The organism is Corynebacterium appendicis CIP 107643, assembly GCF_030408415.1.
GTDB lineage: Bacteria > Actinomycetota > Actinomycetes > Mycobacteriales > Mycobacteriaceae > Corynebacterium > Corynebacterium appendicis.
The window spans coordinates 334,576-360,348 of sequence record NZ_CP046976.1; the positions used below are offsets into that span (position 1 = coordinate 334,576).

Genomic DNA, 25,773 nt, shown 5'->3' on the forward strand with positions numbered 1-25,773 from the left:
CCACATGGCTCAGCACACCCACACCGATCCGGGGGAGACAAAGACGGCGCGGCGATTGCTGCCGACGACGCGTTCGCAGGTGTCCGGGCACCGTTTCATGCGCCGGCGCGTGGAGCACGGGCTCATTTACGGGGACATCCGGATGATTCACGACCCGTTGGCGGCGCGGCGGCGTTCGGCGATCTTCGGGCTGGTCGCGGTGGCGTTGATCGCGGCCGGTTCGGGGCTGTTCGCGTGGCTGCGGCCGAATCCGGACCCGGGGGCGGCGGCGATCCTGCGCGCCAGCGACGGGGCGATGTACGTCCGGGTAGGCGAGGCGGTTCACCCGGTGACGAACCTGACGTCGGCGCGGCTCATCGCGGGCACCGCGGAGGAGCCGCAGCGTGTGGGGGAGGAGCGCCTCACGGAGATGCCGCGCGGGGTCCCGCTGGGCATCGCCACGGCGCCGGCGATGTTCGCGCCGGGTGACGCGGAAGATGCGGTGTGGTCGGCGTGCGAGGACCCGTCGCGCGTGACGGTCGTTGCGGGTCAGCCGATCGCAGAGCTCGCCGACGGCCAGGCTGTCGCCGTCACGCAGGGTGAGGACGAATGGATGCTGACCAAGGGCGGCCGCGCGAAACTGCCGTCCGCCAGCGACGCGCAGGGCCGGATCATCCGCCGCGGGCTCGGCATCGACGCGCACGTCGCCCGCGCCGAGATCAGCGCGCCGGTGCTGTCCGCGATCCGCGAGTTGCCGCCGGTCCGCCTCCCGGACCCGCTGCCGCGCCTGCTGCTCGCCGACGGCACCGACGAGGCATGGGCCGTCACGCAGCACGGCGGCATCCAGCCCGTTTCGGAATTGCAGAGGCAGATGCTTATCGACGCCTCCGCCCCCACCTCCACCGCCTCTCCTTCCCAGATCGCTGCGTATCCGGACGCCCAGGATCCTCTCGATATCGCTGTCCCGGAGACTGCGCCGGAGTGGCTGGACCCGCACGGATCCGCAGTGTGCGTGACGGAACAGGGCGCAGTCGCGCTCGCCGATCCAGGCTCCGGCGTCTTGACCACCGGGTCGGTGGAACTGTCCGGTGAGAGTCCCGCCACTCATTTCGTCGGGCTCACCTCGGGCGCTGTCGGTGTCGACACCGGCACCGGGTACCACGTGGTCTCCGCCTCAGGCCAGCGCCACACAGTGGACACCAGGGACAACCTCGATGTCGTCGGCGCTCTGCATGTGGACCACGTTCCGTGGAGCATCCTCAGCCTCCTTCCGGAAGGTCCGGCGCTCACCCGCGAGGCGGCGTTGACCGCGACCTACTGATAGCGCCGGCGGAGAGCACCCACTGTGATCGCTAGGGCGGCGGCGAGCACCACGCTCACGACAGTGAAGCTGCTTCTATCCGGGGCGGCCGATTCGACGGATTCGACAGGCGAGACACGGAGTGGAGCGGTGTCTGGGGCAGCGTTGTCGTCGACGAATGAGACCGCCCGCAACGGGTCGACGGCGCCGCCGTGCGGTTCCGCCGACGCGGTGATCATGCTGCGGATCTGCACCGGGCTCGCATGCGGGTAGCGCTGGCGTAGCAACGCTACGGTGCCGCTGACCACTGGGGCGGCGAAGCTCGTGCCCGTGAACGGTTCGACTGCGCCGCGCTCGCCAGCCTTGCCTTTAGACCAGCCCCGGACACCCGGTGCTGTGGCGTGTTCGACGGAGCCGGGAGCGGTGAGCAGTGCCGTGCCTTCGGGAACGGGCAGGGAGTAGTCGGCGATGGTGTGAGAATCGGCACGCGCACCGACCGCGAGGACGGTGGGGAAGTGCGCCGGAAAGACCGTGGAACCGGCAGGGCACTCGTTCGACAGATTGCCCGCGGCGGCGACCACCACGGCACCGCCGTGCTCCGCACGCCCCAGAGCTTCTTTCAATCCGCGGGTGTCCACGCGTGGGGCTAGGGCAGGCTCGACGCAGGAGACCACGGAGATATTGATGACCTTCGCCTTCTCGTCGAGAGCATTGTGGATCGCCCGGGTGAGAGTTTCCAGGTCGCCGGCTGCCGGCGGCGGCGCGTCTTTGCCGCGCGGCGCGGGTGAGCGGTAGTGCGCTGAGGACTGGCGGATGGACAAGATCTCCGCGTCCGGCGCGATACCGGCACCGGAACCGGCGATGATCCCGGCGACGACAGTGCCGTGGGCGTCGCAGTCCTTGAATGGTTCCGGGGTCTCAGGCGTGACAAAGTCGGCGCCGCCGGAAAGCTGTCTGATCTGCGGGTGTCCGGCGACACCGGTGTCGATCACCGCGACTTTCACTCCCATGCCGGTGGCAAGGCGGTGCAACGCGGTGCGGGCGTCGTCAGAGCTATTAGATTCGGTGTTTCCAGCGTCGTCAGTCTCACCCGCGGGCGCGCCGACGGCGCAGGCGATGTCTTGGGCAAAAGCTTGGTGCGGGCAGTTCAGGACGGGAAGGAGGAACGCAAGGGAGGTAAGGGACGTCGATAAGCGGAAAAATGTGTGCACTATAGCCCCCGGATGAGGTCGAAAATGCCGGTGATCTTCACCGCGAGCGGGATGACGGCGATGATCGCGGCGGCTTCAGCGCGCTCGAGCCAGACGAGCGTGGTCGGCTCGAGGTCGGGCACGCGGGCGGCCCAGAGCGCGGCGGTAGCGGCACCCAGCGCGGTGAGTCCGGCGGCGACGAACAGTGCCGGGTGGGCACCGTCAGTGACGGCGACTGCCGCGACACCGCAGGTGAGCGCCATCATTGCGGTGCCGCCCAAGCTGAGCCGCGGAACCGTGTCGTGGTGGCGCGACGCGTGGACGATGAGCGCGCCTGCCACGCACAGGCACAGAGCGAAGACCCACCCGCCGCCGGAACGTGCGAGAGCGATGAGCGCCGGAATGACGCAGAACGCGGCGGCGACGCTGATACCTGCAGTGATCGCGCGGGCGGCCGCGGAACGCGCGTCGACATCGTCCTGGTAATCGTCCGCGATTCCGAATTCCTGGCCGGCGGTGGGGACGCGCGGAATGCGCAGGCCCGCCGCGCGTGTGGCGGCCGACGGCGTGAGCATGACCGCGGCGATCCCGGCGAGTACAACCGCCGCGGAGGGCGCCTCCGGCGCGGGCAACCACACCGCGAAAGACCCGCAGGCGACGAGGAGCGCACTGGTGAACACCGCGGCTGTGGTGCGCGGGCCGGCAAGACCGAGCACCGCCCCGCCGGCGGTGAGCGCGGCGGCGATCACGCACGCCGTCAACGCGCCGAAGGCGAGATCGGTGGCGGGCGGCCAGGATCCGGTTTCGTCCTGGAATCCGCTCACCCACGCGCCGCAGACGGCGCTGGCGGCAAGAACTGCGGCCGGAAAGACGGTGCGGGACCGGGCCGCCGCAGCCACGACGATCAGAACTAATGCCACAACGGCAGCACCCGTTAGCGGAGTGGAAAGGGCGGTGGCGAGAATTCCGGCGGCGGCCGCACCGGCGAAGGTCGCGGCGGTGTCGATGCCGGAATGCGTGGTGGCCGCAGCCGTCGCCGCCAAGGATTCAGCGGCGTCGCGCACCACCGGAGGATCGACCGGTTCGTGCGGGCGCAGCGCGAGGACTTGGCCGTCGCGGAGCCGCATATTGTGCAGCGGAACATGCGGGTCCAACGGTGCGCCCGCCGCGGTGGCGAATTCCCACGGCCGGTTTGTCTGCGGCAGTTCAATGAGCCGCGCCAGCTCAGGCAGAACTTCGCTGAAGGTGGATGACGTGGGCAGACTCACGTCCACGGAACGGTAGAACGGTGCGGCGCTGATGCGCGCGGTTACACGGACAACATGATGGGTCGACGCAGCGACCATGATTCCCCCCGGATTCAAAATGGTTGTTGCCTGCCAGTGTGCACCCAAATGCGGGCGAACGGGGGACTTCGATGTCTACTTCAGTAGACAATGAGCCTTTTCGCTGCGCGCGGGGCGGGAATTTTGCCTAAGCTTCGGAAACAACGACGCACCGCCACGCTGTGGTGGGCTGGCACGCCGGGGGGCTGTCTGGCCGTAGCCGCGCATGCGGGCACGACGATAGAGCGTGGGGCGCGTTGATTCTCAGGGGGAGGGAGAAATCACGAATGTTGGGGCTCGACAACGACCCAGTCCAAGCGCCGCCGGCGCCAGGAACAGCTGCGGAGGCGGCACCGCCGCTGCCGACGGGGCAGCTCGAGGCAGAAAGCGTGCCGCAGGCGGTGCGCAAACCGCCCGAGCCTCTCATGCGCATCATCATGCCGGTGGTGATGGTCGCCGCGATCGGCGCGATGGTGGCCATCTTCGCGCTCAGCGGGCGGGGGATCAGCCCGATGATGATGGTCTTCCCGCTCATGATGATCATGGGTCTTCTGACCACCTTGAACCCGCCGGAAAAGGCGGGCGATATCGATGAATCGCGCCGGGTGTACCTGCGCCACCTAGACGCCTTGGCGGCGCGCGCCCGGGGCAACGCGGCGCAGCAGCGCCAGCACGTGGAGTACTTCCATCCGCACCCGGAGCACCTGGTCAACGCGGTGGATGCGGAACGGGTGTGGGAGAGAACGAGTACCGACCCGCGGGCATTCGAAGTGCGCGTGGGCACGGGGAAGTCGTCGCTGTGCACACCGGTGGAGGTCGCGGACCCGGGCTCGCCAGAGGACCTCGACCCGGTGTGCGCGGTGAGCCTGCGCCGCACGGTCGCGGCGGTGAGCGTGGTGCCGCACATGCCGATCGTGATCCAGTTGAAGGCGTTCCCGTTGCTCACCCTCGCCGGCCCGCGGGCGCACGAGACTGCGCGGTCGATCGTGGCTCAGCTGGCGTTCTTCCACGGGCCGGAGGCCGTCGGCCTGGAGATCAATATCGCCGGGCTAGAGGTTGCGAAGTGGCTGCCGCACACCCGCGAGCCAGGGGATACCGACTTCACCGTCGCGGTGGTGGACGCGAATTCGCCGAAAGCCGTGGCGTACGGGGAAGCGGACTGCGTCATCGCCGTCAGTGAGGACCCGGATGCGTTCGTGCACGACGATGCGCTTCATTTGCTGTGCGGCGACGACATCGAGGCCGTGACCACCTCGGGCGTGGAGCGCCTCGGCACGGCTGACCCCTTCAGTGTCGGTGCCGCCGAATTCATCTACCGCAACCTGGCGTTCTACCGGCGCCCGGATAACGGCAGCGGGAACACATCCCGCGGCGGCGGGCTACTAGATTTGCTGGGCATCGATGACATCGACCACCTTGCCGGGCCGTCGATGTGGCCGGGGCGCGAGGGCAGCCGCCAGCGCCTCACCGTCCCGATCGGTGTCGACCCGGACGGCGCGCCCGTCTACCTCGACCTCAAAGAATCCGCGCACGGCGGGATGGGTCCGCACGGGCTGTGCATCGGTGCGACGGGATCCGGAAAATCAGAACTTTTAAGAACACTCGTCGTGGCGCTCGCTGCGACGCATTCGCCAGACGAGCTGAATTTGGTTCTCGTCGATTTCAAGGGCGGCGCGACCTTCCTCGGCTGTGAGGGTTTGCCGCACACCTCCGCCGTGATCACCAACCTCGAGGACGAGGCAGTGCTGGTAGAGCGCATGTACGACGCCATCTCGGGCGAGATGAACCGTCGCCAGGGGCTGCTCCGTGCGGCGGGAAACTTCGCCAATATCACCGATTACAACGCTGCACGGGAGAGCACCCGGCCGGACTTGGATCCGCTGCCGTCGCTGGTCATCGTGGTCGACGAGTTCTCCGAGCTGCTCGGCCAGCACCCGAACTTCGCTGACCTCTTCGTCGCGGTCGGCCGCCTGGGCCGCTCGCTCGGCGTGCACCTCCTGCTCGCCTCGCAGCGCCTCGAGGAGGGCAAGCTGCGCGGGTTGGATTCACACCTGTCGTACCGGATCGGCCTCCGCACATTCTCCGCGGCCGAGTCGCGGCAGGTCCTCGGAGTCGCGGATGCGTACGAGCTGCCCGCAGACCCGGGTGCGGGCTACATCAAAACGGCGTCGACGCAGCTCACGCGATTCAAAGCGTCGTATGTCTCGGGTCCACTCATGCGCCCAGTGGAGACCTCGAGCCCGCGGCTAGCACCCCAGGTGAGGCTCTTCGAAGGATGGGACGATATCGACGAACCAGCCGCGGCCCCGAGCATCCCGGACCCGTCGACGACGCTGCTTGCGGAGGTCGTCGCCGCGGCACAGCAGACAGCGTCGGCGCGCGGCCAGAGCGCGCACACCGTGTGGCTTCCGCCGTTGCCGTCGCGTGTGGGGCTGCCGGCGGTCTGCGAGGAGATCGGGGAGCTCAAAGCGAGCATCGGGCTTATAGACGACCCGTACCACCAGCGCCAGCACCCCCTCACCATCGATTTGGGTGTTTCAGGCGGGCATGTGGCGTTGGCTGGCGGACCGCAGACCGGCAAGTCGATGGCGGTGTGGACGATCGTCTCTTCGCTGGCAGCCACCCACACCACCGAGCAGATCGGCTTCTACGTCATCGACGCCGGTGGCGGCGATTCGGAGGTGCTCGAAACCCTGCCCCATGTCGCCGGTGTGGCCGGGCGCAACGACGAGGAAAAGGTGAGAAGGGTGGTGGATGAGGTGCTGGGGATCGTCGATAGGCGGCGTGCGTTCCCCGCGCGGACCGTGCTGGTCGTGGACGGCTGGCACTCGCTCACCGCAGCCGATTCGAAGCTGGAGGACGTCAAGGACGCGCTGGCCTCGATCGCCGCGGAAGGCCCGGCTGCGGGCGTGCACCTAGTTGTGACCACGCAGCGGTGGAATGCGATCCGGCCGAATGTGCGCGACCTGATCGGCACCCGCGTGGAGCTCAAGCTCACCGAGCCGATGGATTCGCTGCTGGATAGAAAATTGCAGGAAAAGCTGCCCGTCGCGCCGGGCCGAGGAATCACCGCCGCGGGAAAGAGCATGCTCGTGGCGGCGACATCGAAGGAAGACATCGCGCATATCGCGGCGCAGGCGGCGGGCCAGACGCCGGTGCCGGAGCTGAAGGTCTTGCCGACGCGCATCGCCGTCGACGAGCTTGTCCCGCTGGTGCCGGCGGAGCGGCGCGGCCGCATTGTGCTCGGCATCGGCGGTCGCGACGTGGGACCTGTTACCCACGACCGTCAGCACCTGCTCGCCGTCGGTGCGTCGGGGTCGGGCAAGTCGACGCTGGTGGAAACCGCGATTGGCGCACTGTCGGCGATGCCGCGCGAGCGCGCCCGCATGGTGCTGATTGACCCGCGGCGCACCCACCTGGTGCACGCCGATCACCCGATGGTGGCGGCGTACGGCGGCTCGACCGACGCGGCGAAAGCGGCTGTTACCGATACCGCGACTACGCTGACCAGCCGTCTTCCCGGGCCTGGTATCACGGCGGAACAGCTCGCCGCCCGCAGCTGGTGGGACGGCCCCGATATCTATGTGGTCATCGACGACCTCGAGCTGGTCGGAGACGACAACCTCCGGCCGCTCGTGCCGCTTATTCCGCACGCGCACGACATCGGCCTGCACATCATCGCCGCGCGCAAATTCGGCGGCACCGGCCGCGCGCTGCTCGCGCCGTTCCTCAGCACGCTCAAAGACCAGCTGCCCGATGTCGTGCTCTTCTCCGGCACCAAAGACGAAGGCGCGCTCTTCGGTGTGCGCCCGCTGCCGCTGCGCCCCGGCCGCGGCATTTTCGTCCGCGACAACGAACAATTCGGCCCCATCCACATCGCGCACAACGCGCTTATCGACGCTTCCGCTCCGACCCCTGAGGAGACCCCATGACCACCACCGATGTCGCGGGCCGTCTCGCCGGCACCCCTTCCAAACCTGGCGGCGCCCTGCTGACTGTCACCGTCGACGACGAATGCATAGTCTTTTCCGGCCTCGCCAATGTGCACCGCTACGACCAGCCGTCCGCCGGCGAAATCGTCTCCTATATCCGCAGCGTGCTCGGCGAGAACCCCCAGTGGGCGCCCGTGCACCTCGTCGCGGAGGAAGCCGAACTGACGCGTCTCGTCCAGGCATTCGGCGACTACGAAGTGGAGCTGACGTGCGAGACGCTGGACGGCGAAGATGACGATTCTTCCGGCGCGGGCGATGACACCGACACCCATCCCGCGACCACCGAATGGGAAGAGGTCGGAGAGATCGCCGTGCGCCGCCCGGTTCTGGAGCCGCGCCGCCGCGAACGCTTCGGCACCTCCGGCTATCTGCTCGTGGGCGTGGTGGCACTCGTCGCCGCAGTGTGCGCGGCAACCATCTGGTTCGTCGCCGGGCGGGGCAGCGGCGCTGAAGCAAATGTCGACGGGATTGGCGCCGCGCCGCCGGAAAGATCGGAGGATGCTGTGTTGCCCGCGGACATGCTGGGGGACGAGCCGGAGGGCGAACCCGCGGATGATCCGGAACCCGAGCAGCCGAAAATGGAGAAGGTCACCCTCGAACAGGACGGGCTGAGCGTGGAGCTGCCCGTCGGCTTCCACCTGGAGCCCGACGGCGATATGTGGCGCGCCACCGGGCCGGACCCGGACTTCCGGCTGCAGCTCGCCGTGGATCCGCTCTACGGCGTGCCGCCCGAAGACGTCATGAGACAGGTGCAAAAAGACATTGAGGACGACCCGGAGCTTCACCACACCGAAAGTGACGAGACGGGCGTCCGCTACGAGCACGCGCTGCCGGACGGCTCCCACGCCCTTTGGTCCACCTGGACCGATCGCGACGTGCAGATTTCCATTGGCTGCCACACCCGCACCGCGCCCACCACCGTCCAACTTGCCACCTGCACCATGGCCAACGAATCCGCGCGCTTCACCCCGCCCGGCTAAGGCGTTTCAAAAAGTTTCGGTCCGAAGGGAACCGAAACAGGGTGAAGGGTAGTCCAATAAGGGTGGAAAGGTCATTCGCGGCGCAACGCCGCAGACCACGTCCACATTCTTTTCACACACAACACAATCGGGGGAGGAAACATGAGCACCGCTCAGTTCCGTACAGAAGCCGACGTCATGCGAAACGCGGCTAACAACGTAGACGACACCAACGACTCGGTCAACGCCGAGCTCAACCGCCTTCAGGATGTCGCGCAGTCCACGCGCGACTACTGGTCCGGCAGCGCGCAGGCCAGCTTCGACGACTTGATGGTCCGCTTCGACGATGCGGAGCGCCGCCTGAGCGAAGCGCTCGGCGACATCGCGTCCAATATCCGAGACAACGCCAGCAATTTCGAAGACGTCGACGCGACCAATTCCGACGCATTCGCCAATATCGCACCTGCCGGCGGCCTCGTGCTGTAGCTCACCGCAGCGTACGGCGGCAGCACGAACAACAGACACCACCACACACGAACACACACCGACCTGACACACAAGGAGAACACACTGTGACAGTGATCAAGTACGGCTTCGGCTCGCTGGCCGACGCCGCCACCGACATCGAGACCTCGTCCCGCAACATCGGCAACCAGTTGGAAGACCTCAAGAACTCGCTCAAGCCGATGGTCGCTTCCTGGGAGGGCGAAGCGTCCGACCGCTACCAGGAGCACCAGGCCAAGTGGGACACCGCGGCGCAGGATCTCAACGACATCCTGTCCACCATCGGCCGCGCTGTCGAGGACGGCAACAACCGCATGCAGTCCGTCAACACCGCAGCCGCCAACAGCTGGGGCTAGAAGGGAGACAAACTAAGACGTAGACCAACATCAACTCCGACGCTCACTGAGGCAGCGGGCCCGTCTTTCACACACCCAGCACCCCTGCAGGGCAGACGCGGCTTTGGGCCCGCACCGCGTGAGCATTTCTATCCCCAGTGCGTGCGCACCACCTTGGGCGGGTGGTGCGCACGTCTTTGTCGTGCAGTCCGCGCAGCACACACCGGGCACCGGAGTGCAAGTCCGCGTTTTGGTGTCTGCCCACGGCGTGCTCTAAGGTTTAAGGCCTGTGTGTTTCACCCGTCGTGGATGAACCATGCCCGCCGCACCCGCGGCGCGCTGTTCAGCGTTCATCTCCGGGCCGCCCCACCGGGTCTCCACCGGCCGCCGGAACAGGGGAGGGAAAGGTTGAGCGCACCATGGCCGGCAGCCTCTAGATAAAGACTTCAAGGAGTCATACATGTCTACCTACCACCCGAAGAGCGGTGACATTACCCGCAAGTGGTACGTCGTCGACGCTACCGACGTGGTGCTGGGCAAGCTTGCTTCCACCGTCGCAGACCTGCTGCGCGGTAAGCACAAGCCGCAGTACGCGCCGAACGCCGACACCGGCGACCACGTCATTGTCATCAATGCCGACAAGGTCCACATTTCGTCCAACAAGCGCGACCGCGAGATGCGCTACCGCCACTCCGGTTACCCGGGTGGTCTGAAGTCCATCACCCTGGGTCGCGCTCTCGACGAGCGTTCGGACCGCGTGATCGAAGAGGCTGTGAAGGGCATGATGCCGCACAACCGCCTCTCCCGTCAGTCCATCAAGAAGCTTCACGTTTACACCGGCTCCGAGCACCCGCACGAGTCGCAGAAGCCCGAGAACTTCGAGTTTAAGCAGGTGTCGCAGTAATGACCGAGCCGAACAACATCACCGAAGAGACCACGAACGCCGCTGATCAGACTGAGGGCGTCGAGGCAACCCAGACCGACATTGACGCAGCTACCGCCGCCACCGAGGAGTTCAACTACACCATCGGTGACGCCGTCGCTGGCGAGGACGACGCTCAGGACGAGGCTGTCGAGGCTCCCGTTTACCACGAAGGTCCGATCCAGACCGTCGGTCGCCGTAAGCGCGCCATCGCACGCGTGACTGTCGTCGAGGGCGAGGGCAAGATCATTGTCAACGGCCGCGAGTTCGAGGATTACTTCCCGAACAAGCTGCACCAGCAGGACATCCTGTCCCCGCTGACACTGCTCGAGCGCGACAGCCAGTTCGACATCAAGGCGAACATCAACGGCGGCGGCCCGACCGGCCAGGCCGGCGCACTGCGTCTGGCTATCGCCCGCGCGCTGAACATCTACAATCCGGCTGAGCGCCCGACCCTCAAGAAGGCTGGCTACCTCACTCGTGACGCCCGTGCCGTGGAGCGCAAGAAGGCTGGTCTACACAAGGCCCGTCGCGCACCGCAGTACTCCAAGCGTTAATCGCTGCTGTACGCAGGCTTTACACCGCTGCTCCCGCATGCTGGGAGCGGCGGTGTTTTGATTTTCAGGGGTGGTCTGGAGCGGGCGAACCCTCACCGAGCGAAACACAGCGTGTACGGCATAATTGTCTTTCATGACTCGACTGTTTGGTACTGACGGTGTGCGTGGACTCGCCAACGAAGCGCTGACGGCGCCGCTCGCCCTGAAACTGGGGCAGGCGGCGGCGACGGTGCTGACGCAGAATAGGCGTTCGGAGCAGCGGCGGCCCACGGCGATCATTGGGCGTGACCCGCGTGTGTCCGGCGAAATGCTCGCCGCGGCGATGGCGGCCGGAATGGCGTCGAAGGGGGTGGACGTGCTCAGCGTGGGTGTGATCCCGACTCCTGGTCTGGCGTATCTCACCGACGACTACGGGGCGGATATCGGTGTGATGATCTCCGCGTCGCACAACCCGATGCCGGATAACGGCATCAAGTTCTTCTCCGCGGGCGGCAAGAAGCTCGCCGACGATGTGGAGGACGAGATTGAGCGCGCCATGGACGACCTGGACGAAGGTGGGCCGACGGGCACCGGTATCGGACGCATTATCGAGGAATCCCCGGACGCTTACGACCGCTACCTGGAGCACCTCGCGGAGTCGGTGACGACATCGCTGGCGGGTATTAAGGTCGTCGTGGACTGCGCGAACGGTGCGGCGTCGAAAATTGCCCCGGAGGCGTACGCCGCGGCGGGCGCGGAGGTCGTGGCGATCTTCAACGAGCCGAACGCGTACAACATCAACGACAATTCCGGCTCCACCCACATTGATCAGATCCAGAAGGCCGTCGTGGAGCACGCCGCCGACCTAGGGCTCGCCCACGATGGCGATGCCGACCGCTGTCTGGCCGTCGATGCAGAGGGCAATGTGGTCGACGGCGACCAGATCATGGCGGTGCTGGCGCTGGGGATGAAGGAGAAGTCGTCGTTACGCGAAAATACGCTGGTGGCGACTGTGATGAGCAACCTTGGCCTGAAGCTTGCGATGCAGCGCGAAGGCATCGCGATGCGCGAGACCAAGGTCGGCGACCGCTACGTGCTCGAGGAGCTCAACGCCGGGGATTTCTCGCTCGGCGGCGAGCAGTCGGGCCACATTGTGGTGCCTGCGCGTGCGACGACGGGTGACGGCACCTTGTCCGGCCTGCTCATCATGGAGCGCATGGCGGAGACGGGTAAGACGCTCAAGGAGCTCGCGAGCGTGATAACGGTGCTGCCGCAGGTCCTGATCAACGTTCCGGTCTCCGACAAGTCGCTGATCCTGGACAACCAGGACGTCAAGGATGCCATCGCTGAGGCAGAAGAGAAGCTGGGCGCCGACGGCCGCGTGCTGCTGCGCCCGTCCGGCACAGAGGAGCTCTTCCGTGTCATGGTGGAGGCCTCCGAGGAGGAGCACGCCCGCAAGGTCGCGGGGCGTCTGGCTGCGGTGGTCGCCGCGGTGTAAACAAATTTTCGGTTCGATGGAACCGAATCTCTTGAGCGGCAGTCTAAGTCTGTGGAAGATGATGGCTGCCGCTTTTTGCGGCTTCAACCACGCTGGGGGAGTGATGAGTGTGGCCGAGCAGTTGCACATGGAACCGGACGAGCTCCGGGCAGTTTTGACATCGAAGATCAGTAGCTACAACGATGCCATCGACCGGCTGCAGGAAGTGAAACCTGCAATGGACACCGCCGCGTTCGGGGAGGGGTTCGCCGATAACGGCGACAAGATTGCGGAAGCTGTGGGGCGTATTCACGAGCGGACGGTGGACCGCCTGCGCGCGCGGGTGGGCCAGTTCGAGGAGATGCTGAACCTCGTCGGTGACGTGGACGCGGCAGAGCTCGAGAATGCAGCGAGGTTCAACCGCGATGTCTAACACGAAGCTCAAGGAGGGCCTCGGGGAGATTGCCCGCGAGGTCGCTGTGCTGCCGGGGATCATGCTCGCGGACGTGGCGCTCGTGGGGGAGAAGACCCTGTCGATCGCAGCGAAGATCGATAAGACGAACGGTCTGGATTTCTCCGCCGTCTCACAGGAAATAGGGCAGTTGAATCCGAAGACGACGCTCGCGCCTTCCGCCGCGCCTGTCCCCGAAAGCCCGGCGGGCCTCGTCGGTGCCCTCGCCGCAGTGCCGATGCTGACGGAGCTCACTGCCGAGATGGAGGACTGGCTGGCCAGCGTCGGAGTGGCGGACCACGAAAACAACCTCGACGGCGAGCAGGGCACCCATTCCGATGCGCTGGATGACCTGCACTCCCAGTCGTGCGATTGCGCTGATTCGATCGAAGAGATCGACGCGTCAGCCGATTGTGGCATGCAGACCACTATCGACGTCATCCTCGACCTCATCGCCGCATTCAAGAATTGCCCGCTGGTCGACGTCGGCTCCACGGTCCTCGCCCCGATCCTCGAGGGATTGCTCTGCATCGAGGGCACAGTCGACGACCGCAACAATTCGATCGGCGACTGCTACGACGGTTTGCGGCAGCTTTGCGACGACGCGGGGCAGACCACTCCTCCCGCCCCCAAGCACTACTCGCCGCCGGTCGCCGAGTGTCCGCCGCCGGCAGCGCCTGCGCCTGCCCCGGAGGCGTGCCCGACCACCCCGGAACAGACGGCCCCGACACCGACACCTGCCCCGCCGGCACCGGCACCACAGCCAGTGGCGCCGCAACCGGTGGCCGAATGCCCGCCGGAGCGAGCCCCGGCACCACCACCCGCACCTGAAACGGTGCCGAAGCCAGCTGCACCGGCACCGTCTCACACCACCGTTCCGGCGTCTGCGGGTCTGGGTGCGGGCGTGAATATCAACGTCACGATTGACGCAAATATCGACCTCGGATTGAACGGTGCTGTCGCGGAGGCACCTGCGGCACCGACGCTGCCGGCACAGTGCCCGGACCCGGTTATTCCCGCACCGCCAGCCGTCCCGCCGGTGGGGCCTGCCGGTGAGTGCGTGGTCAACCAGATCGTCGCCGGGCTGGAGGCCTTCGGCCAGTCGGTCGCGGAGTGCCTCGAGCAGATCGAGTGCCCGGTCGAACCGGCAGACGACTGCCCGGAACCCGAACCTGAGCCAGAGCCCGAACCAACGCCGGAGCCTGAGTGTCCGGAGGAGACACCGGAACCTGAACCGGAACCAGCTCCGAAGCCTGAGCCGGAACCGGAACCTGAGCCGGTGTCCCAGCCCGAGTGCGAGGAGGGGACAATCAAGCCGCCCGCGGAGCTGGCTGAAGTGAAGGAGCCGCCGCCGCCGAAGAAAGGGCTCGTGGAGCCTGCCATCGCCGTGAGCGGCGAGGACGGGGCACAGGCGGAGCAACCAGTGGAGCAACAACCAACGGAGCAATCGGCGGATACAGCAGCGGAGCAACCGCCAAATGACGCGCAGCCTGAGGATCAGGGCGAGCAGCACAGGGCACGCAAAACAGGGGGATGGTAATGGATTTCCAGCAGTTCGCGGAACAATTCAAGGAGCGCACGGCGCGGCGCATGGTCGAATTTGAAAGGGTGCTCAAAGAAAGCCAGCGGCAAATGGAGCAAGCGGCGCGGCAGCAGGCCGCCGTGCACGAAATGAACATCCAGAAACCGCCCGCGCCGACACCGCGCGGAACATACCGTGGGGTCAGGCACGGGCGGGTGCAGGGGGTTCTCCGGAAGGAAGGGCCTACCGAGCAGCGGCCGGTCTAGCGGAGCGAGGGGCGGGGGCTAGAAGAGGCCCTTCGCGTCGCCGCGGGCGAAGTCGGCGCGGTCTGCGAGCTCCTTGCCGTAGACGGACTCGACGCCCTTGCCTTCAGCATCCATCTCCGAGTAGTCGGAGTAGGCCTTGTCGCCGTTGAGCTGGTGCAGCAGGAAGCCGGTGACCAGGCCACGGACAGTCTCCTGGACGCTGGCCTTCGAGCGGCCCTGGCCCAGCAGGAATTTTTTGAAGCCGTCCTCGCTGAAGGATTTCTGGTTGCCGTCCTCGACCGTGCGGTACGCGACGGGGCCGGACCAGTTGAACGCCAGCTTCGCCGGGTTGCCCGGGTCGAAAATGGCGTCGGCATCCTCGTCCGGGCCGATGATCAGGCCGGGCAGGAACAGGGTACGGGCGGCGTCGTTCGCCGAGGGGGCGACAGAGGCCGGGTAGATCGGCGCGACGGCCTTGACTTTCTCGTTGTTCACGGACGCCAGGACAGCGCAGCCGCCGCCCATGCCGTGGCCGATCACGCCGAGCTTGCCCGGGCTGACGGTGGTGTTGCCGTTGCCCAGCTTCACACCACCGAGAATTTGCAGTGCCGTTTCCAGGTCGGCGGCGAAACCGGCGTGGTTCGGCTTGAAGCCGCACTCTGTGTCGGGGGCGGCCACGGCAATGCCCCAGCTGGCCAGGTGGCGCAGGGTCTTCTCGTAATCATCGGCGCTCTTCATCCAGTCGTGGCCGAATGCGACGCCGGGGACGGCCGTGCCGTCGGCAGGCACGTACACCTTGCCGGGCAGGCCGGTGTAGCCGAGGTCGCCTTCCATGACCCGGTGGGGGCCACGCTTGGACAGTTCGCTGAGCTTCTTCAACTTCGCAGACACGAAGAACAGGATACTGCATCGACTCCGGCGGGCGGGGCAGATCACGTCCGATTGCGCGGGGCGGACGTAAACGAAGCGACCGGAATCCAGACTCGGTGGGCCTGTGCTGAAGTTGGTGTGAAGCATAATTTGTCGTATGCATTATCCTTATCTGCATGTGTGGAATCGTGGGATACGTAGGTAATCAGCAGGGCCTGCCGATCGCGCTCGAGGCGCTGCGCAGGATGGAGTACCGCGGTTACGACTCGGCGGGTATCGCAGTCGTAGGCAGCGGCGAGATGAATATCGCCAAGCGCGCAGGCAAACTTCAAAACCTCGAAGACAAGATCGCTGAGATCGGCGAGGATTCGCTGAGTGGCACGACCGCGATCGGTCACACCCGTTGGGCCACCCACGGCCGCCCGACGGACGAGAACGCGCACCCGCACCTGTCCTACGACGGCCGTGCGGCGATCGTCCACAACGGCATCATCGAGAACTTCGCCCCGCTGCGCGCCGAGCTTGAGCGCGAGGGCATCGAGCTGGCGTCCGACACTGATTCCGAGGTCGCGGCGCACCTCGTCGCACGCGCGTACAACGGTGTCGACGAAGGCTCCACCAAGGGCGACTTCGAGGCCTCCGCGCTGAAGGTGCTCAACCGTCTCGAGGGAGCCTTCACCCTGCTGTTCACCCACGCCGACCACCCAGAAAAGATCGTCGCCGCCCGCCGTTCCACCCCGCTGATGGTGGGCGTCGGCGAAAGCGAAATGTTCCTCGGCTCCGACGTCGCGGCATTCATCGAGCACACCAAGGACGCAGTCGAGCTCGAGTCCGACTCCGTCGTGGTGATCACCGCCGACGAGTACAAGGTCCTCAACTTCGACGGCACCCCGGGCACGGGCAAGCCGTTCACCATCGACTGGGACCTCGAAGCTGCAGAGAAGGGCGGCTACGACTCCTTCATGATGAAGGAGATCTACGAGCAGCCCGCAGCTGTCCGCGACACGCTCGCCGGCCACTGGGACGGCCAGCGCATCGTGCTGGACGAGAACTCCATCACCGAGGCCGAGCTCAAGGCTTTCGACCAAGTCTTCGTCGTGGCCTGCGGTTCCGCCTACCACTCGGGTCTGGCGGCGAAGTACGCGATCGAGCACTGGGTGCGCATCCCGGTGCAGATCGAGGTGGCTTCCGAGTTCCGCTACCGCGACCCGGTGCTCGACGAGCGCACCCTGGTGCTGGCAATCTCCCAGTCCGGCGAGACCGCCGACACCCTAGAGGCCGTCCGCCACGCCAAGACGCAGGGCGCGAAGGTGCTCGCAGTCTGCAACACCAACGGCTCCCAGATCCCGCGCGAGTCCGACGCGGTGCTCTACACCCACGCCGGCCCAGAAATCGGCGTGGCCTCCACGAAGGCGTTCCTGGCGCAGGTGGCGGCGAACTACATCGTCGGCCTGGCGCTCGCGCAGGCGAAAGGCACGAAGTACCCGGACGAGATCCACGCGATCTGGGACGAGCTCGAGGCCATCCCGGAGAAGGTCGAGCAGGCGCTGGCCAATCAGGAGGAGTGCGAGCGCATCGCCGAGACCCTCGGCGCCGTGCAGACCATGCTCTTCCTCGGCCGCGGCGTCGGCTACCCGATCGCGCTCGAGGGCGCGCTGAAGCTCAAGGAGCTTGCCTACATCCACGCGGAGGGCTTCGCCGCAGGCGAGCTCAAGCACGGCCCGATCGCGCTGATCGAGGACGACCTGCCGGTCGTGGTCATTGTGCCGAGCCCGCGCGGAGTGTCCCAGCTGCACTCCAAGATCGTCTCTAATATCCAGGAGATCCGCGCCCGCGGCGCGAAGACGATCGTCATCGCGGAGGAAGGCGACACCGCTGTCGAGCCGTACGCGAACTGGCTGCTGCGCATCCCGCAGTCCCCGACGATCATGCAGCCGCTTTTGGCCACCGTCCCGCTGCAGTTCCTGGCCGCGTTCATCGCGGAGCAGTGCGGCAACGAGGACATCGACAAGCCGCGCAACCTGGCCAAGTCGGTCACCGTCGAATAAGCCCACCCCCGCACAACCAGAACAGGTAGCCACGCCCCGGAATGCTTCACGCCATCCAGTTCGCGTTCGTCGATTCGATCAACCTGCTGTTGATTGGCGTGATCGTCGCTGTCGGCGTGATGGTGCCCCGGGGCAGCCGCAGGTATGCCAAGACCACGGCGCTGCTGATCGCGGGCGACTGGTGCGGCGTGGCCGCGCTGGCCTTCCTCATGCTCGTCGTCTTCGACGGGCTGGGGGATGTGGTCCAGCGCTTCGTCGAAGGGCCCGTCTTCGGCATCCTGTTGATTGCCACAGGCGTTCTCACCGGCCTGCTCGCCCTGCGCGGCGGGGACAATTCAGGCCTGGTCAACCGGATTCTCGAGCCGCTGAAGACCCCGTCGGCGAAGACAGTCGTGGTCGGTTTTGTGCTCGGCCTGATCCAGTCGGCGACGTCGGTGCCGTTCTACGGTGGCCTCGCCGTGCTGTCCGCCGCTGGTGTGGATGTCGTGGTGCGGTACGCATTCCTGGTGCTCTACGCCACGATCGCGCTCAGTTTGCCCACGCTGTGCGCGCTCGCCGTCGGCTGGGTGCGCCGGGCGCCGCAGAGCCCTGCCGGCCGCGCATTCGCTGCCGCGCGCGAGAATTCGGAGAAGGTCTCGCTGGGCGCCACGTGGGCCGTCGCGCTGCTGCTCGTCGTGCTGGGTACCATCCACATGGTGTAGCGCGGCAGTGGCACAATACTTTCCATGAGTTCTTCTGTCGTGCGCGTTGATCTGGGCGCGGTCGCGCACAATACGCGCCTCATCAAAGAGCAGCTGGGGGACACGCGCCTCATGTGCGTGGTCAAGGCCGACGCGTACAACCACGGCGCGGACCGCGTCGTTCCCGTCATGGACACCGCCGGCGCGGACGCGTTCGGGGTGGCCACATTCGACGAGGCGCGCCGCGTGCGCGAGCTCACCGACAAGCCGGTCCTCGCGTGGCTGTGGGAGCCGGGGGAGGAGATTCCGGAAGAAGTCGAGATCGCCGTCCCGGGCATGGAGCATCTCGCGTGGCTCACCGAGCACCCCGTCGATACGCCGGTGCACATCATGGTGGATACGGGCATGAACCGCTCGGGCCTCGATGAGGACGACTGGGAACGCGCTTTCGCGCAGGCGCACTCGTCCGGGATCGACGTCGTGGGGGTCATGTCGCACCTCGCGTGCGCGGACGAGCCGGAGCATCCGCACAACGCGGAACAGACGGCGGCGTTCGAGCGCGCGATTGCTGCCGCCCGCAGCGCGGGGCTCGCCCTAACGCGCAACCACCTGGCCAATTCGCCGGGCACGCTCACCAGCACGTCGCTTGCTTTCGACCAGGTCCGCGCCGGAGTCGCGTTGTACGGTCTCAATCCCGTCGCGGAGAGCAGCGACACGCTTATCGACGCCGCCTTGTTCACCCCCGCCATGACCTGGTCCGCCGGAATCACTGCGGTGAAGCAAATCGGTGCAGGCGAAGGCGCCAGCTACGGACTGACCTGGACTGCGCCGGCTGACGGCTGGACTGCCGTTGTCCCGGTGGGCTACGCCGACGGGCTGCACCGTTCATGGCAGGACGCCGTCGAGGTGACCGTTGACGGGGTCCGCTACCCGCAGGTCGGTCGGGTGTGCATGGACCAGTTCATCGTCTGGCTCGGCGATAACGAACACAACGTGGCCGTCGGTGACGAGGCAGTCATTTTCGGCCAGGGCGGCATGAGCGCCGCTGAGCTGGCGGACCGCGCCGGGACGATCCACTATGAAGTGGTGTGCGCGCCGCATGGACGGGTGCGCCGGGAATATGTGGGCACAGGGGACGTCGATAAGCGAAAGGACGAGGTGCGATGAAACCACCGTTCACGGAGAAGGGAACGGTCGAGTGCGATACCGCGGAGGACACGAAAGCCTTCGGTGAGCGCCTCGGCGCGGCGCTGGAAGCCGGCGACGTGGTGATTCTGGACGGCCCGCTGGGCGCGGGCAAGACCACGCTGACCCAGGGAATCGCGAAGGGCATGGGGGTCAAAGGGCGGGTGACCAGCCCGACTTTCATCATCGCGCGGGAACATAAGGCGCAGGAAAGCGGGCACCCCGCGCTCGTGCACGTGGACGCGTACCGTCTGCTCGACAGCGTCGGCGGCACGGGCGCGGTGGATCCACTGGGCGAGCTCGACGCCCTCGACCTGGACACGGAACTGACCGATTCTGTCGTCGTCGCCGAGTGGGGCGGCGGGCTCGTCGAACAGATCGCGACGCGTTACTTGCTGGTGGAACTCGACCGCGAGACGCGCGCGAACGAGGACCCCGAATCGCAGGGTCGCATTATCTCGTGGACGCCGTCCGAGTAGTGTTGTGGCCATGCTCAAGCTCACAGGTGCCCAAAAAGGCTGGTTCGCAATCGTCGTCGCGCTGTGGATCATCGCTCTCGCCGCGATGGTCTTCGTGCTGCCGAAAATGAGCTCGAGCTCGTCGACCCCGGCTCCCGCCGCTGCCGGCTCCGAGTCCGGTTCGCTCGCCGCGACGCTGAGCGAGATGGTCCCGCCGGAAAATGACGCTGTCGCCGCGGAAATGCTCGACCTGCGCCGCGTCTACGGTGACGAGATCACAGCATTCGTCCCGGTGTGTTCCGAGGAGCCGAAGGAGCTTATCGACGCCAAGCTCGAGGCCGCCGGCGATGTCGCCGACGAGGTCGACCTGGACAGCGACAATAACTACATGCTGCTGGCGAAGGACCCGCAGGCCGGCGTGGATTCCGTCGACGCCGTGCCGTCCGACGTGATGGACCTGTGCAACCAGAACTACTTCGACCAGTTCTTCAGCACCGAGCAGGGCTTCCCGGTGTACTGGGACGCTGGCGAGAACATCTGGCGCTTCGGCGTCCGCGTCGAGCCGGCCGCGCAGGCCCAGTAGTTACCCTTGAGCGGCAGCATGATCGTCCTCGCCATCGACACCGCCACCACCGACCTTGTGGCCGGTCTGGTGGAGGTGCGCGACGGCCACACGAAGCCTGAAGCGTCGTCTCCGCGTGAGATGTCAGTGCTCGCTGAGCGCATCCTTGCGACGCGCTCCCACAACGAGCTGCTCGTGCCCACTGTGACGGAGCTGCTCGCTGAAGCCAGCCTGGAATTCACCGACCTCGGTGCCGTCGTCGTCGGCTGCGGCCCGGGCCCCTTCACTGGCCTGCGCGTTGGCATGGCCACGGCCTCCGCGTTCGGCCAGGCCCTCGGCGTTCCCGTCCACGGCGTGTGCACCCATGACGCGGTGGCCGCGCTGATTGCCGACGGCGCTTCCGCCGATACGGTGTCCTCTTTGGTCGTCACCGATGCCCGCCGCCGCGAGGTCTACTGGGCGCACTACCGCGGGGAGGAGCGCATCGCCGGCCCCGACGTGGTCGCGCCCGCGGCCTTGAGCATCGGCGGCAGCGCCGAGGACAATACCGTCGACGTGCTGAGCGTGCCGGAGAACCTCCGCGAGCAGGTCGCCGCCGCCGGCATTGAGGCTGGCACCGTCACCTATGTCGCGCCGCGCCCGGCTGGGCTTGTCGCCGTCGCCGATCTGTCCGCAGTACCGGAACCGCTCGTACCGCTGTACCTGCGCCGCCCCGACGCGAAAGAGCCCGCCCCGAAACCGAAGTCTCCGGCGATCCCGGATATTTCCGGCATTCGCAGTGCCGGTGCGGAAGCCGCAGAGGGGGAGTAGATGAAGCTGCGCGAGCTGACCCCTGCTGACGCGGCGGCGACCGCGGCGATCGAAGCTGACGTCTTCGCCGGCGAAACCCCCTGGCCGCGCGACGTGTTCGCCGTGCAATTCGCGCACCCGTACACCTTCTACGTCGGCGCATTCGAGGACGGCGACGGTGCTGACGGCGGTGGTGACGACGAGGAAAGCGAGGAGGGCGAGCTCGTCGGCTACGCAGGCCTCGCCAAGCTCGGCCCGCCGGAGGACCCCGAATTCGAGGTCCACACCATCGCCGTCGCGCGCGGACACCAGCGCCGCGGCATCGGGCGGGTGCTCATGGACCAGCTCGTCAACGCAGCCGACATGCACGACGGTCAGATGTTTCTCGAGGTGCGCACGGACAACACCGCCGCGCTGGCGTTGTACGAAAGCTACGGTTTCACAGAGATCGGCGTGCGCAAGGGTTACTACCAGCCCACCGGCGCGGACGCGTACACGATGATGCGGCCCAGCATCAGCGAACGCGACGGCGGGGCCAGCACAGGTAACGGCAGCAACGGGCCGATTGAAAGGAGCACACCATGATCGTCCTAGGTATCGAGTCATCCTGTGACGAGACGGGAGTGGGTATCATCGAGCTCTCGCCCGACGGGGGGATGGAGATCCGCGCGGACGTCGTCGCGTCCTCCATGGAGCAGCACGCGCGCTTCGGCGGTGTCGTGCCCGAGATCGCCTCCCGCGCCCACCTCGAGGCCATGCCGCAGGTGATGGAGAAGGCGCTGGCGGAGGCGGGCGTCGACAAGCCCGATGCTGTCGCGGCGACCGTAGGCCCGGGCCTGGCGGGCGCGCTGCTCGTCGGCGCATCGGCCGCGAAAGCGTACGCCGCGGCGTGGGGCGTGCCGTTCTACGGCGTCAACCACTTGGGCGGGCACGTCGCGGTAGCGAACCTGGACGGCGGCGAAGAACTTCCGCATTCGATCGCGCTGCTCGTCTCCGGCGGGCACACGCAGATCCTCGAGGTCGACGCCGTGGGCAAACCCATGAAGGAATTGGGCAGCACGCTTGACGACGCCGCCGGCGAGGCCTACGACAAAGTCTCCCGCCTGCTGGGCCTCGGGTACCCCGGCGGGCCCGTCATCGACAGGCTGGCCAAAAACGGCGATCCGGCTGCTATCCGCTTCCCCCGCGGCCTGTCCCGCGCGGAAGACCTGCGAGGGGAGCACCGCTACGATTTCTCCTTCTCCGGGCTGAAGACCGCAGTGGCCCGATACGTCGAGGCAGCCGAACGGGACGGGGACGTGATCAGCGTCGAGGACGTCTGCGCCTCCTTCCAGGAAGCCGTCGTGGACGTGCTCACCGCCAAGGCTGTCATGGCGTGCGAGCACACGGGCGCCCGGACCCTGCTGCTTGGTGGGGGAGTGGCCGCGAACTCACGCCTGCGCGAACTGGCGGGGCAGCGGTGCGCTGAAAAAGGCATTGAGCTGCGCGTTCCTCGGTTCAAGCTGTGCACCGACAATGGCGTCATGATCGCCGCGCTCGCTGCCCAGCTCATCCATGAAGGCGCGCAGCCCTCTGGTTTGGATACGGCCACCGACACCTCGCTCGAGGTCGAGACCCCGCTCGTGGCCGCCGGGAGCTAACTCCGCTGCTGGCACTGACGCGGTGCGGGACGGTGCGAGGCTGTGTGACGCGGCCGCATCCAGTTTCGCTCGCCGAGCTAAAAGGGCGGTAAGCACGTAGTCTTGGTGTCGTTGTTTTTCCAACCACGCACCAAAGGATGAGAGTATGGCGACCCACAGCGACAACGAGAAGTTCGGGCTGCTCGTCAACCCCGACCTGACCTTTCACCGCATCGTCTTCGATCTCGACGACGCGAACCAGTTCCTCGGCCCGGTCGTGCAGGAGAGCGTAAAGGTCGCTTTCGAGCAGGACGGCCCAGCCTACGACGCATACTTCTCGCCTGAGGCGAAAGAGAAGCGGGCGGACCCGAACCCGGTCGCGTCCATGGCGCGCAACACCGCCGCAACCGACAACCCCGCCTTCTTACAAGACCCGTCGACTGCGATCTCCGGCCCGGTGATTTTCACCGGCCGCGGCGGCAAGAGCATCGACGACGAAGTGGTCGAGGGCATCAAGAACACTATCCGCGCTGTCCGCACTTACCGCGAGGACAACGAGGAGGAGTACCAGCTCTGGCGCAACGCCGTACTGAACCTGGGCACCCCGCAGGTCTAAGCGGGTTGCACGCAGGAAAAAATTCAAGGCTGGGCGGGAACGCCCGGCCTTGTTGTCGTTTAGCACTCCCGTAGGTAGAGTGCTAATCAGGTTTTGGGCACAGTTTGTTCACCCGCGACGACGGCTGCGCATCGCGAAACCCCGGCACCGCCCCGCGCCGAGTGGGGAAGGGCCGAAGAAAGCTCATACGAACAACTTTCAAGAAAGGTTTTCACCGTGGCAAACGTCAACATCAAGCCCCTCGAGGACAAGATCCTCGTCCAGATCGTCGAGGCTGAGACCACCACCGCCTCCGGCCTGGTCATCCCGGACTCCGCGCAGGAGAAGCCGCAGGAAGCGACCGTCATCGCCGTCGGCCCGGGCCGCTGGGACGATGAGGGTGAGCACCGTATCCCGGTCGACGTCAAGGAAGGCGACACCGTCATCTTCTCCAAGTACGGCGGCACCGAGCTCAAGTACGGCGACCAGGAGTACCTGCTTCTGTCCGCTCGTGACCTGCTGGCCGTCGTCGAGAAGTAAAGAAGGGGGAACTAGCTCCCAATGGCAAAACTAATTGCATTTGATCAGGAGGCCCGCGAGGGCATCCAGCGCGGTGTCGGCGTGCTCGCCGATTCCGTGCGCGTCACGCTAGGCCCGCGCGGCCGCAACGTGGTTCTGGACAAAGCCTTCGGCGGCCCGACCGTCACCAACGACGGCGTGACCATCGCCCGCGACATCGACCTCGAGGATCCGTTTGAGAACCTCGGTGCGCAGCTGGTCAAGTCCGTCGCCGTCAAGACCAACGACATCGCGGGCGACGGCACCACGACCGCGACGCTGCTCGCGCAGGCGCTTATCGACGAAGGTCTGCGCAACGTCGCCGCCGGCGCCAACCCGATCGAGCTGAACAAGGGCATCGCCGCCGCGGCCGAGAAGACTGTCGAGGAACTCAAGGCGCGCGCCACCGAGGTCTCCTCCTCCGAGGAGATCGCCAACGTAGCGACCGTCTCCTCCCGCGATGAGGTCGTCGGCGAGATGGTGTCCGGCGCCATGGACAAGGTCGGCAAGGACGGCGTTCTCACTGTCGAGGAATCCCAGTCGATCGACTCCTACGTCGACGTCACCGAGGGCATCTCGTTTGAGAAGGGCTTCCTGTCGCCTTATTTCATGACCGACCCGGAAGCCGGCCAGGCCGTCCTCGAGAACCCGCAGATCCTGCTGGTCCGCAACAAGATCTCCTCCTTGCCGGAATTCCTTCCGCTGCTGGAGAAGGCAGTCGAGACCTCCCGTCCTTTGCTGATCATCGCCGAGGACATCGAGGGCGAGCCGCTGCAGACCCTCGTGGTCAACACGATCCGCGGCGCCCTGAAGGTCGTTGCTGTGAAGTCCCCGTACTTCGGCGAGCGCCGCAAGGCGTTCATGGACGACCTCGCCGTCGTCACTGCCGCGACCGTCATTGACCCGGAGGTCGGCGTCAACCTCAAGGACGCTGAGCTGGACGTGCTGGGGTCTGCCCGCCGCGTCACGGTGACCAAGGACGACACTGTCATCGTCGATGGTGCCGGCACTGCTGATGCTGTGGAGAACCGCCGCCAGCAGATCCGCCGCGAGATCGAGAACACCGATTCCACCTGGGACAAGGAGAAGGCCGAGGAGCGCCTAGCCAAGCTGTCCGGTGGCGTCGCTGTGATCCGCGTCGGCGCACCGACCGAGACCGAGGTCAACGAGCGCAAGCTGCGCGTCGAGGACGCCATCAACGCTGCCCGCGCCGCTGCCCAGGAGGGCATCATCGCAGGCGGCGGCTCCGCCCTCGTCCAGATCTCCAAGCAGCTCGAGTCCTACGCCGAGGAATTCGACGGCGAGCAGAAGGTCGGCGTGCTGGCAGTCGCCCGCGCCCTGACCAAGCCCGCCTTCTGGATCGCGGAGAACGCGGGGCTCGACGGCTCCGTCGTCGTCTCCAAGACCGCCGAGCTTCCGAACGGTGAAGGCTTCAACGCCGCCACCCTCGAGTACGGCAACCTCATCGAGCAGGGCATCATCGACCCGGTCAAGGTGACCCACTCCGCAGTGGTCAACGCCGCATCCGTGGCCCGCATGGTGCTCACGACGGAGGCGTCCGTCGTGGATAAGCCTGCTGAAGAAGAGGAAGAACACGGCCACAGCCACTAGCTCCGCAGCTTCACCACGCAAGCGACGCCCCGCTCCGCACTTCCCCTGAACTAACCCGGGG

25 protein-coding genes are annotated in these 25,773 nt (G+C 66.4%); 22 read left to right on the plus strand and 3 right to left on the minus strand.

Annotated features, from left to right (window positions below; genetic code table 11):
- Nucleotides 1–4 precede the first annotated feature (4 nt).
- Nucleotides 5–1,300, plus strand: coding sequence for a type VII secretion protein EccB (gene eccB / locus CAPP_RS01785; RefSeq protein WP_076599150.1), 1,296 nt, complete (start codon nt 5–7; stop codon nt 1,298–1,300).
- Here the strand turns inward: eccB and CAPP_RS01790 are convergent.
- Entirely contained in the window at nt 1,294–2,490 is a 1,197-nt protein-coding gene (locus CAPP_RS01790) for a S8 family serine peptidase (protein ID WP_084560567.1), read from the minus strand. The genes eccB and CAPP_RS01790 overlap by 7 nt on opposite strands.
- Nucleotides 2,490–3,815, minus strand: a complete 1,326-nt coding sequence (gene eccD / locus CAPP_RS01795; protein ID WP_076599152.1) for a type VII secretion integral membrane protein EccD — start codon at nt 3,813–3,815, stop codon at nt 2,490–2,492. The genes CAPP_RS01790 and eccD overlap by 1 nt, the downstream gene beginning before the upstream one ends.
- A 266-nt stretch (nt 3,816–4,081) precedes the next feature.
- Here eccD and eccCa point away from each other — a divergent pair, with 266 nt between their 5' ends.
- From eccCa to CAPP_RS01845, 10 genes are all read left to right on the plus strand, one after another.
- On the plus strand, nt 4,082–7,726 hold the full coding sequence (gene eccCa / locus CAPP_RS01800) for a type VII secretion protein EccCa (RefSeq protein WP_076599153.1): 3,645 nt from the start codon (nt 4,082–4,084) through the stop codon (nt 7,724–7,726).
- Nucleotides 7,723–8,766, plus strand: a complete 1,044-nt coding sequence (locus tag CAPP_RS01805) for a type VII secretion-associated protein (protein ID WP_076599154.1) — start codon at nt 7,723–7,725, stop codon at nt 8,764–8,766. The genes eccCa and CAPP_RS01805 overlap by 4 nt, the downstream gene beginning before the upstream one ends.
- Nucleotides 8,767–8,907: 141 nt before the next feature.
- Entirely contained in the window at nt 8,908–9,231 is a 324-nt protein-coding gene (locus CAPP_RS01810; RefSeq protein WP_076599155.1) for a WXG100 family type VII secretion target, read from the plus strand.
- 86 nt (nt 9,232–9,317) lie between these two features.
- Complete coding sequence (locus tag CAPP_RS01815) at nt 9,318–9,605, plus strand: WXG100 family type VII secretion target (protein ID WP_076599156.1); 288 nt, start codon at nt 9,318–9,320, stop codon at nt 9,603–9,605.
- A gap of 439 nt (nt 9,606–10,044) precedes the next feature.
- Entirely contained in the window at nt 10,045–10,488 is a 444-nt protein-coding gene (gene rplM / locus CAPP_RS01820) for a 50S ribosomal protein L13 (RefSeq protein WP_076599157.1), read from the plus strand.
- Nucleotides 10,488–11,063, plus strand: a complete 576-nt coding sequence (gene rpsI, locus CAPP_RS01825) for a 30S ribosomal protein S9 (RefSeq protein ID WP_084560568.1) — start codon at nt 10,488–10,490, stop codon at nt 11,061–11,063. The genes rplM and rpsI overlap by 1 nt, the downstream gene beginning before the upstream one ends.
- A 133-nt stretch (nt 11,064–11,196) precedes the next feature.
- Nucleotides 11,197–12,540 carry a phosphoglucosamine mutase gene (gene glmM / locus CAPP_RS01830; RefSeq protein ID WP_076599158.1) on the plus strand — a complete coding sequence of 448 codons (1,344 nt, stop codon included), beginning with the start codon at nt 11,197–11,199 and terminating at the stop codon, nt 12,538–12,540.
- A gap of 16 nt (nt 12,541–12,556) precedes the next feature.
- Nucleotides 12,557–12,952 carry a hypothetical protein gene (locus tag CAPP_RS01835; protein ID WP_143313864.1) on the plus strand — a complete coding sequence of 132 codons (396 nt, stop codon included), beginning with the start codon at nt 12,557–12,559 and terminating at the stop codon, nt 12,950–12,952.
- Complete coding sequence (locus CAPP_RS01840) at nt 12,945–14,510, plus strand: hypothetical protein (RefSeq protein ID WP_076599160.1); 1,566 nt, start codon at nt 12,945–12,947, stop codon at nt 14,508–14,510. The genes CAPP_RS01835 and CAPP_RS01840 overlap by 8 nt, the downstream gene beginning before the upstream one ends.
- On the plus strand, nt 14,510–14,758 hold the full coding sequence (locus tag CAPP_RS01845; protein ID WP_076599161.1) for a hypothetical protein: 249 nt from the start codon (nt 14,510–14,512) through the stop codon (nt 14,756–14,758). Before CAPP_RS01840 ends, CAPP_RS01845 begins: the two co-directional genes overlap by 1 nt.
- 18 nt (nt 14,759–14,776) lie before the next feature.
- On the opposite strand, the gene CAPP_RS01850 is transcribed toward CAPP_RS01845, so the two are convergent.
- Nucleotides 14,777–15,628 (minus strand): dienelactone hydrolase family protein, encoded by an 852-nt coding sequence (locus CAPP_RS01850; protein ID WP_076599162.1) that lies wholly within the window; start codon nt 15,626–15,628, stop codon nt 14,777–14,779.
- 155 nt (nt 15,629–15,783) lie between these two features.
- On the opposite strand from CAPP_RS01850, the gene glmS reads away from it, so the two are divergent.
- The 11 genes from glmS to groL all read left to right on the plus strand — a co-directional run bounded on the left by glmS (nt 15,784) and on the right by groL (nt 25,712).
- Nucleotides 15,784–17,655 (plus strand): glutamine--fructose-6-phosphate transaminase (isomerizing), encoded by a 1,872-nt coding sequence (gene glmS, locus CAPP_RS01855; protein WP_076599163.1) that lies wholly within the window; start codon nt 15,784–15,786, stop codon nt 17,653–17,655.
- Nucleotides 17,656–17,696: 41 nt separating this feature from the next.
- On the plus strand, nt 17,697–18,356 hold the full coding sequence (locus tag CAPP_RS01860) for a hypothetical protein (protein ID WP_076599164.1): 660 nt from the start codon (nt 17,697–17,699) through the stop codon (nt 18,354–18,356).
- A gap of 24 nt (nt 18,357–18,380) precedes the next feature.
- Complete coding sequence (gene alr / locus CAPP_RS01865; protein ID WP_076599165.1) at nt 18,381–19,502, plus strand: alanine racemase; 1,122 nt, start codon at nt 18,381–18,383, stop codon at nt 19,500–19,502.
- Nucleotides 19,499–19,999 (plus strand): tRNA (adenosine(37)-N6)-threonylcarbamoyltransferase complex ATPase subunit type 1 TsaE, encoded by a 501-nt coding sequence (gene tsaE / locus CAPP_RS01870; protein WP_076599166.1) that lies wholly within the window; start codon nt 19,499–19,501, stop codon nt 19,997–19,999. Before alr ends, tsaE begins: the two co-directional genes overlap by 4 nt.
- A 10-nt stretch (nt 20,000–20,009) precedes the next feature.
- Complete coding sequence (locus tag CAPP_RS01875) at nt 20,010–20,561, plus strand: hypothetical protein (protein WP_076599167.1); 552 nt, start codon at nt 20,010–20,012, stop codon at nt 20,559–20,561.
- Nucleotides 20,562–20,579: 18 nt separating this feature from the next.
- Complete coding sequence (gene tsaB / locus CAPP_RS01880; RefSeq protein WP_076599168.1) at nt 20,580–21,350, plus strand: tRNA (adenosine(37)-N6)-threonylcarbamoyltransferase complex dimerization subunit type 1 TsaB; 771 nt, start codon at nt 20,580–20,582, stop codon at nt 21,348–21,350.
- Complete coding sequence (gene rimI, locus CAPP_RS01885; RefSeq protein ID WP_076599169.1) at nt 21,351–21,914, plus strand: ribosomal protein S18-alanine N-acetyltransferase; 564 nt, start codon at nt 21,351–21,353, stop codon at nt 21,912–21,914.
- Complete coding sequence (tsaD, locus tag CAPP_RS01890; protein ID WP_076599170.1) at nt 21,911–22,969, plus strand: tRNA (adenosine(37)-N6)-threonylcarbamoyltransferase complex transferase subunit TsaD; 1,059 nt, start codon at nt 21,911–21,913, stop codon at nt 22,967–22,969. The genes rimI and tsaD overlap by 4 nt, the downstream gene beginning before the upstream one ends.
- A gap of 145 nt (nt 22,970–23,114) precedes the next feature.
- Entirely contained in the window at nt 23,115–23,564 is a 450-nt protein-coding gene (locus tag CAPP_RS01895; RefSeq protein ID WP_076599171.1) for a hypothetical protein, read from the plus strand.
- Nucleotides 23,565–23,780: 216 nt separating this feature from the next.
- Entirely contained in the window at nt 23,781–24,083 is a 303-nt protein-coding gene (groES, locus tag CAPP_RS01900; RefSeq protein WP_076599172.1) for a co-chaperone GroES, read from the plus strand.
- Between the two features lie 21 nt (nt 24,084–24,104).
- The gene (groL, locus tag CAPP_RS01905) at nt 24,105–25,712 is read left to right on the plus strand and encodes a chaperonin GroEL (RefSeq protein ID WP_076599173.1); all 1,608 of its coding nucleotides are present in this window, start codon (nt 24,105–24,107) and stop codon (nt 25,710–25,712) included.
- Nucleotides 25,713–25,773 lie beyond the last annotated feature (61 nt).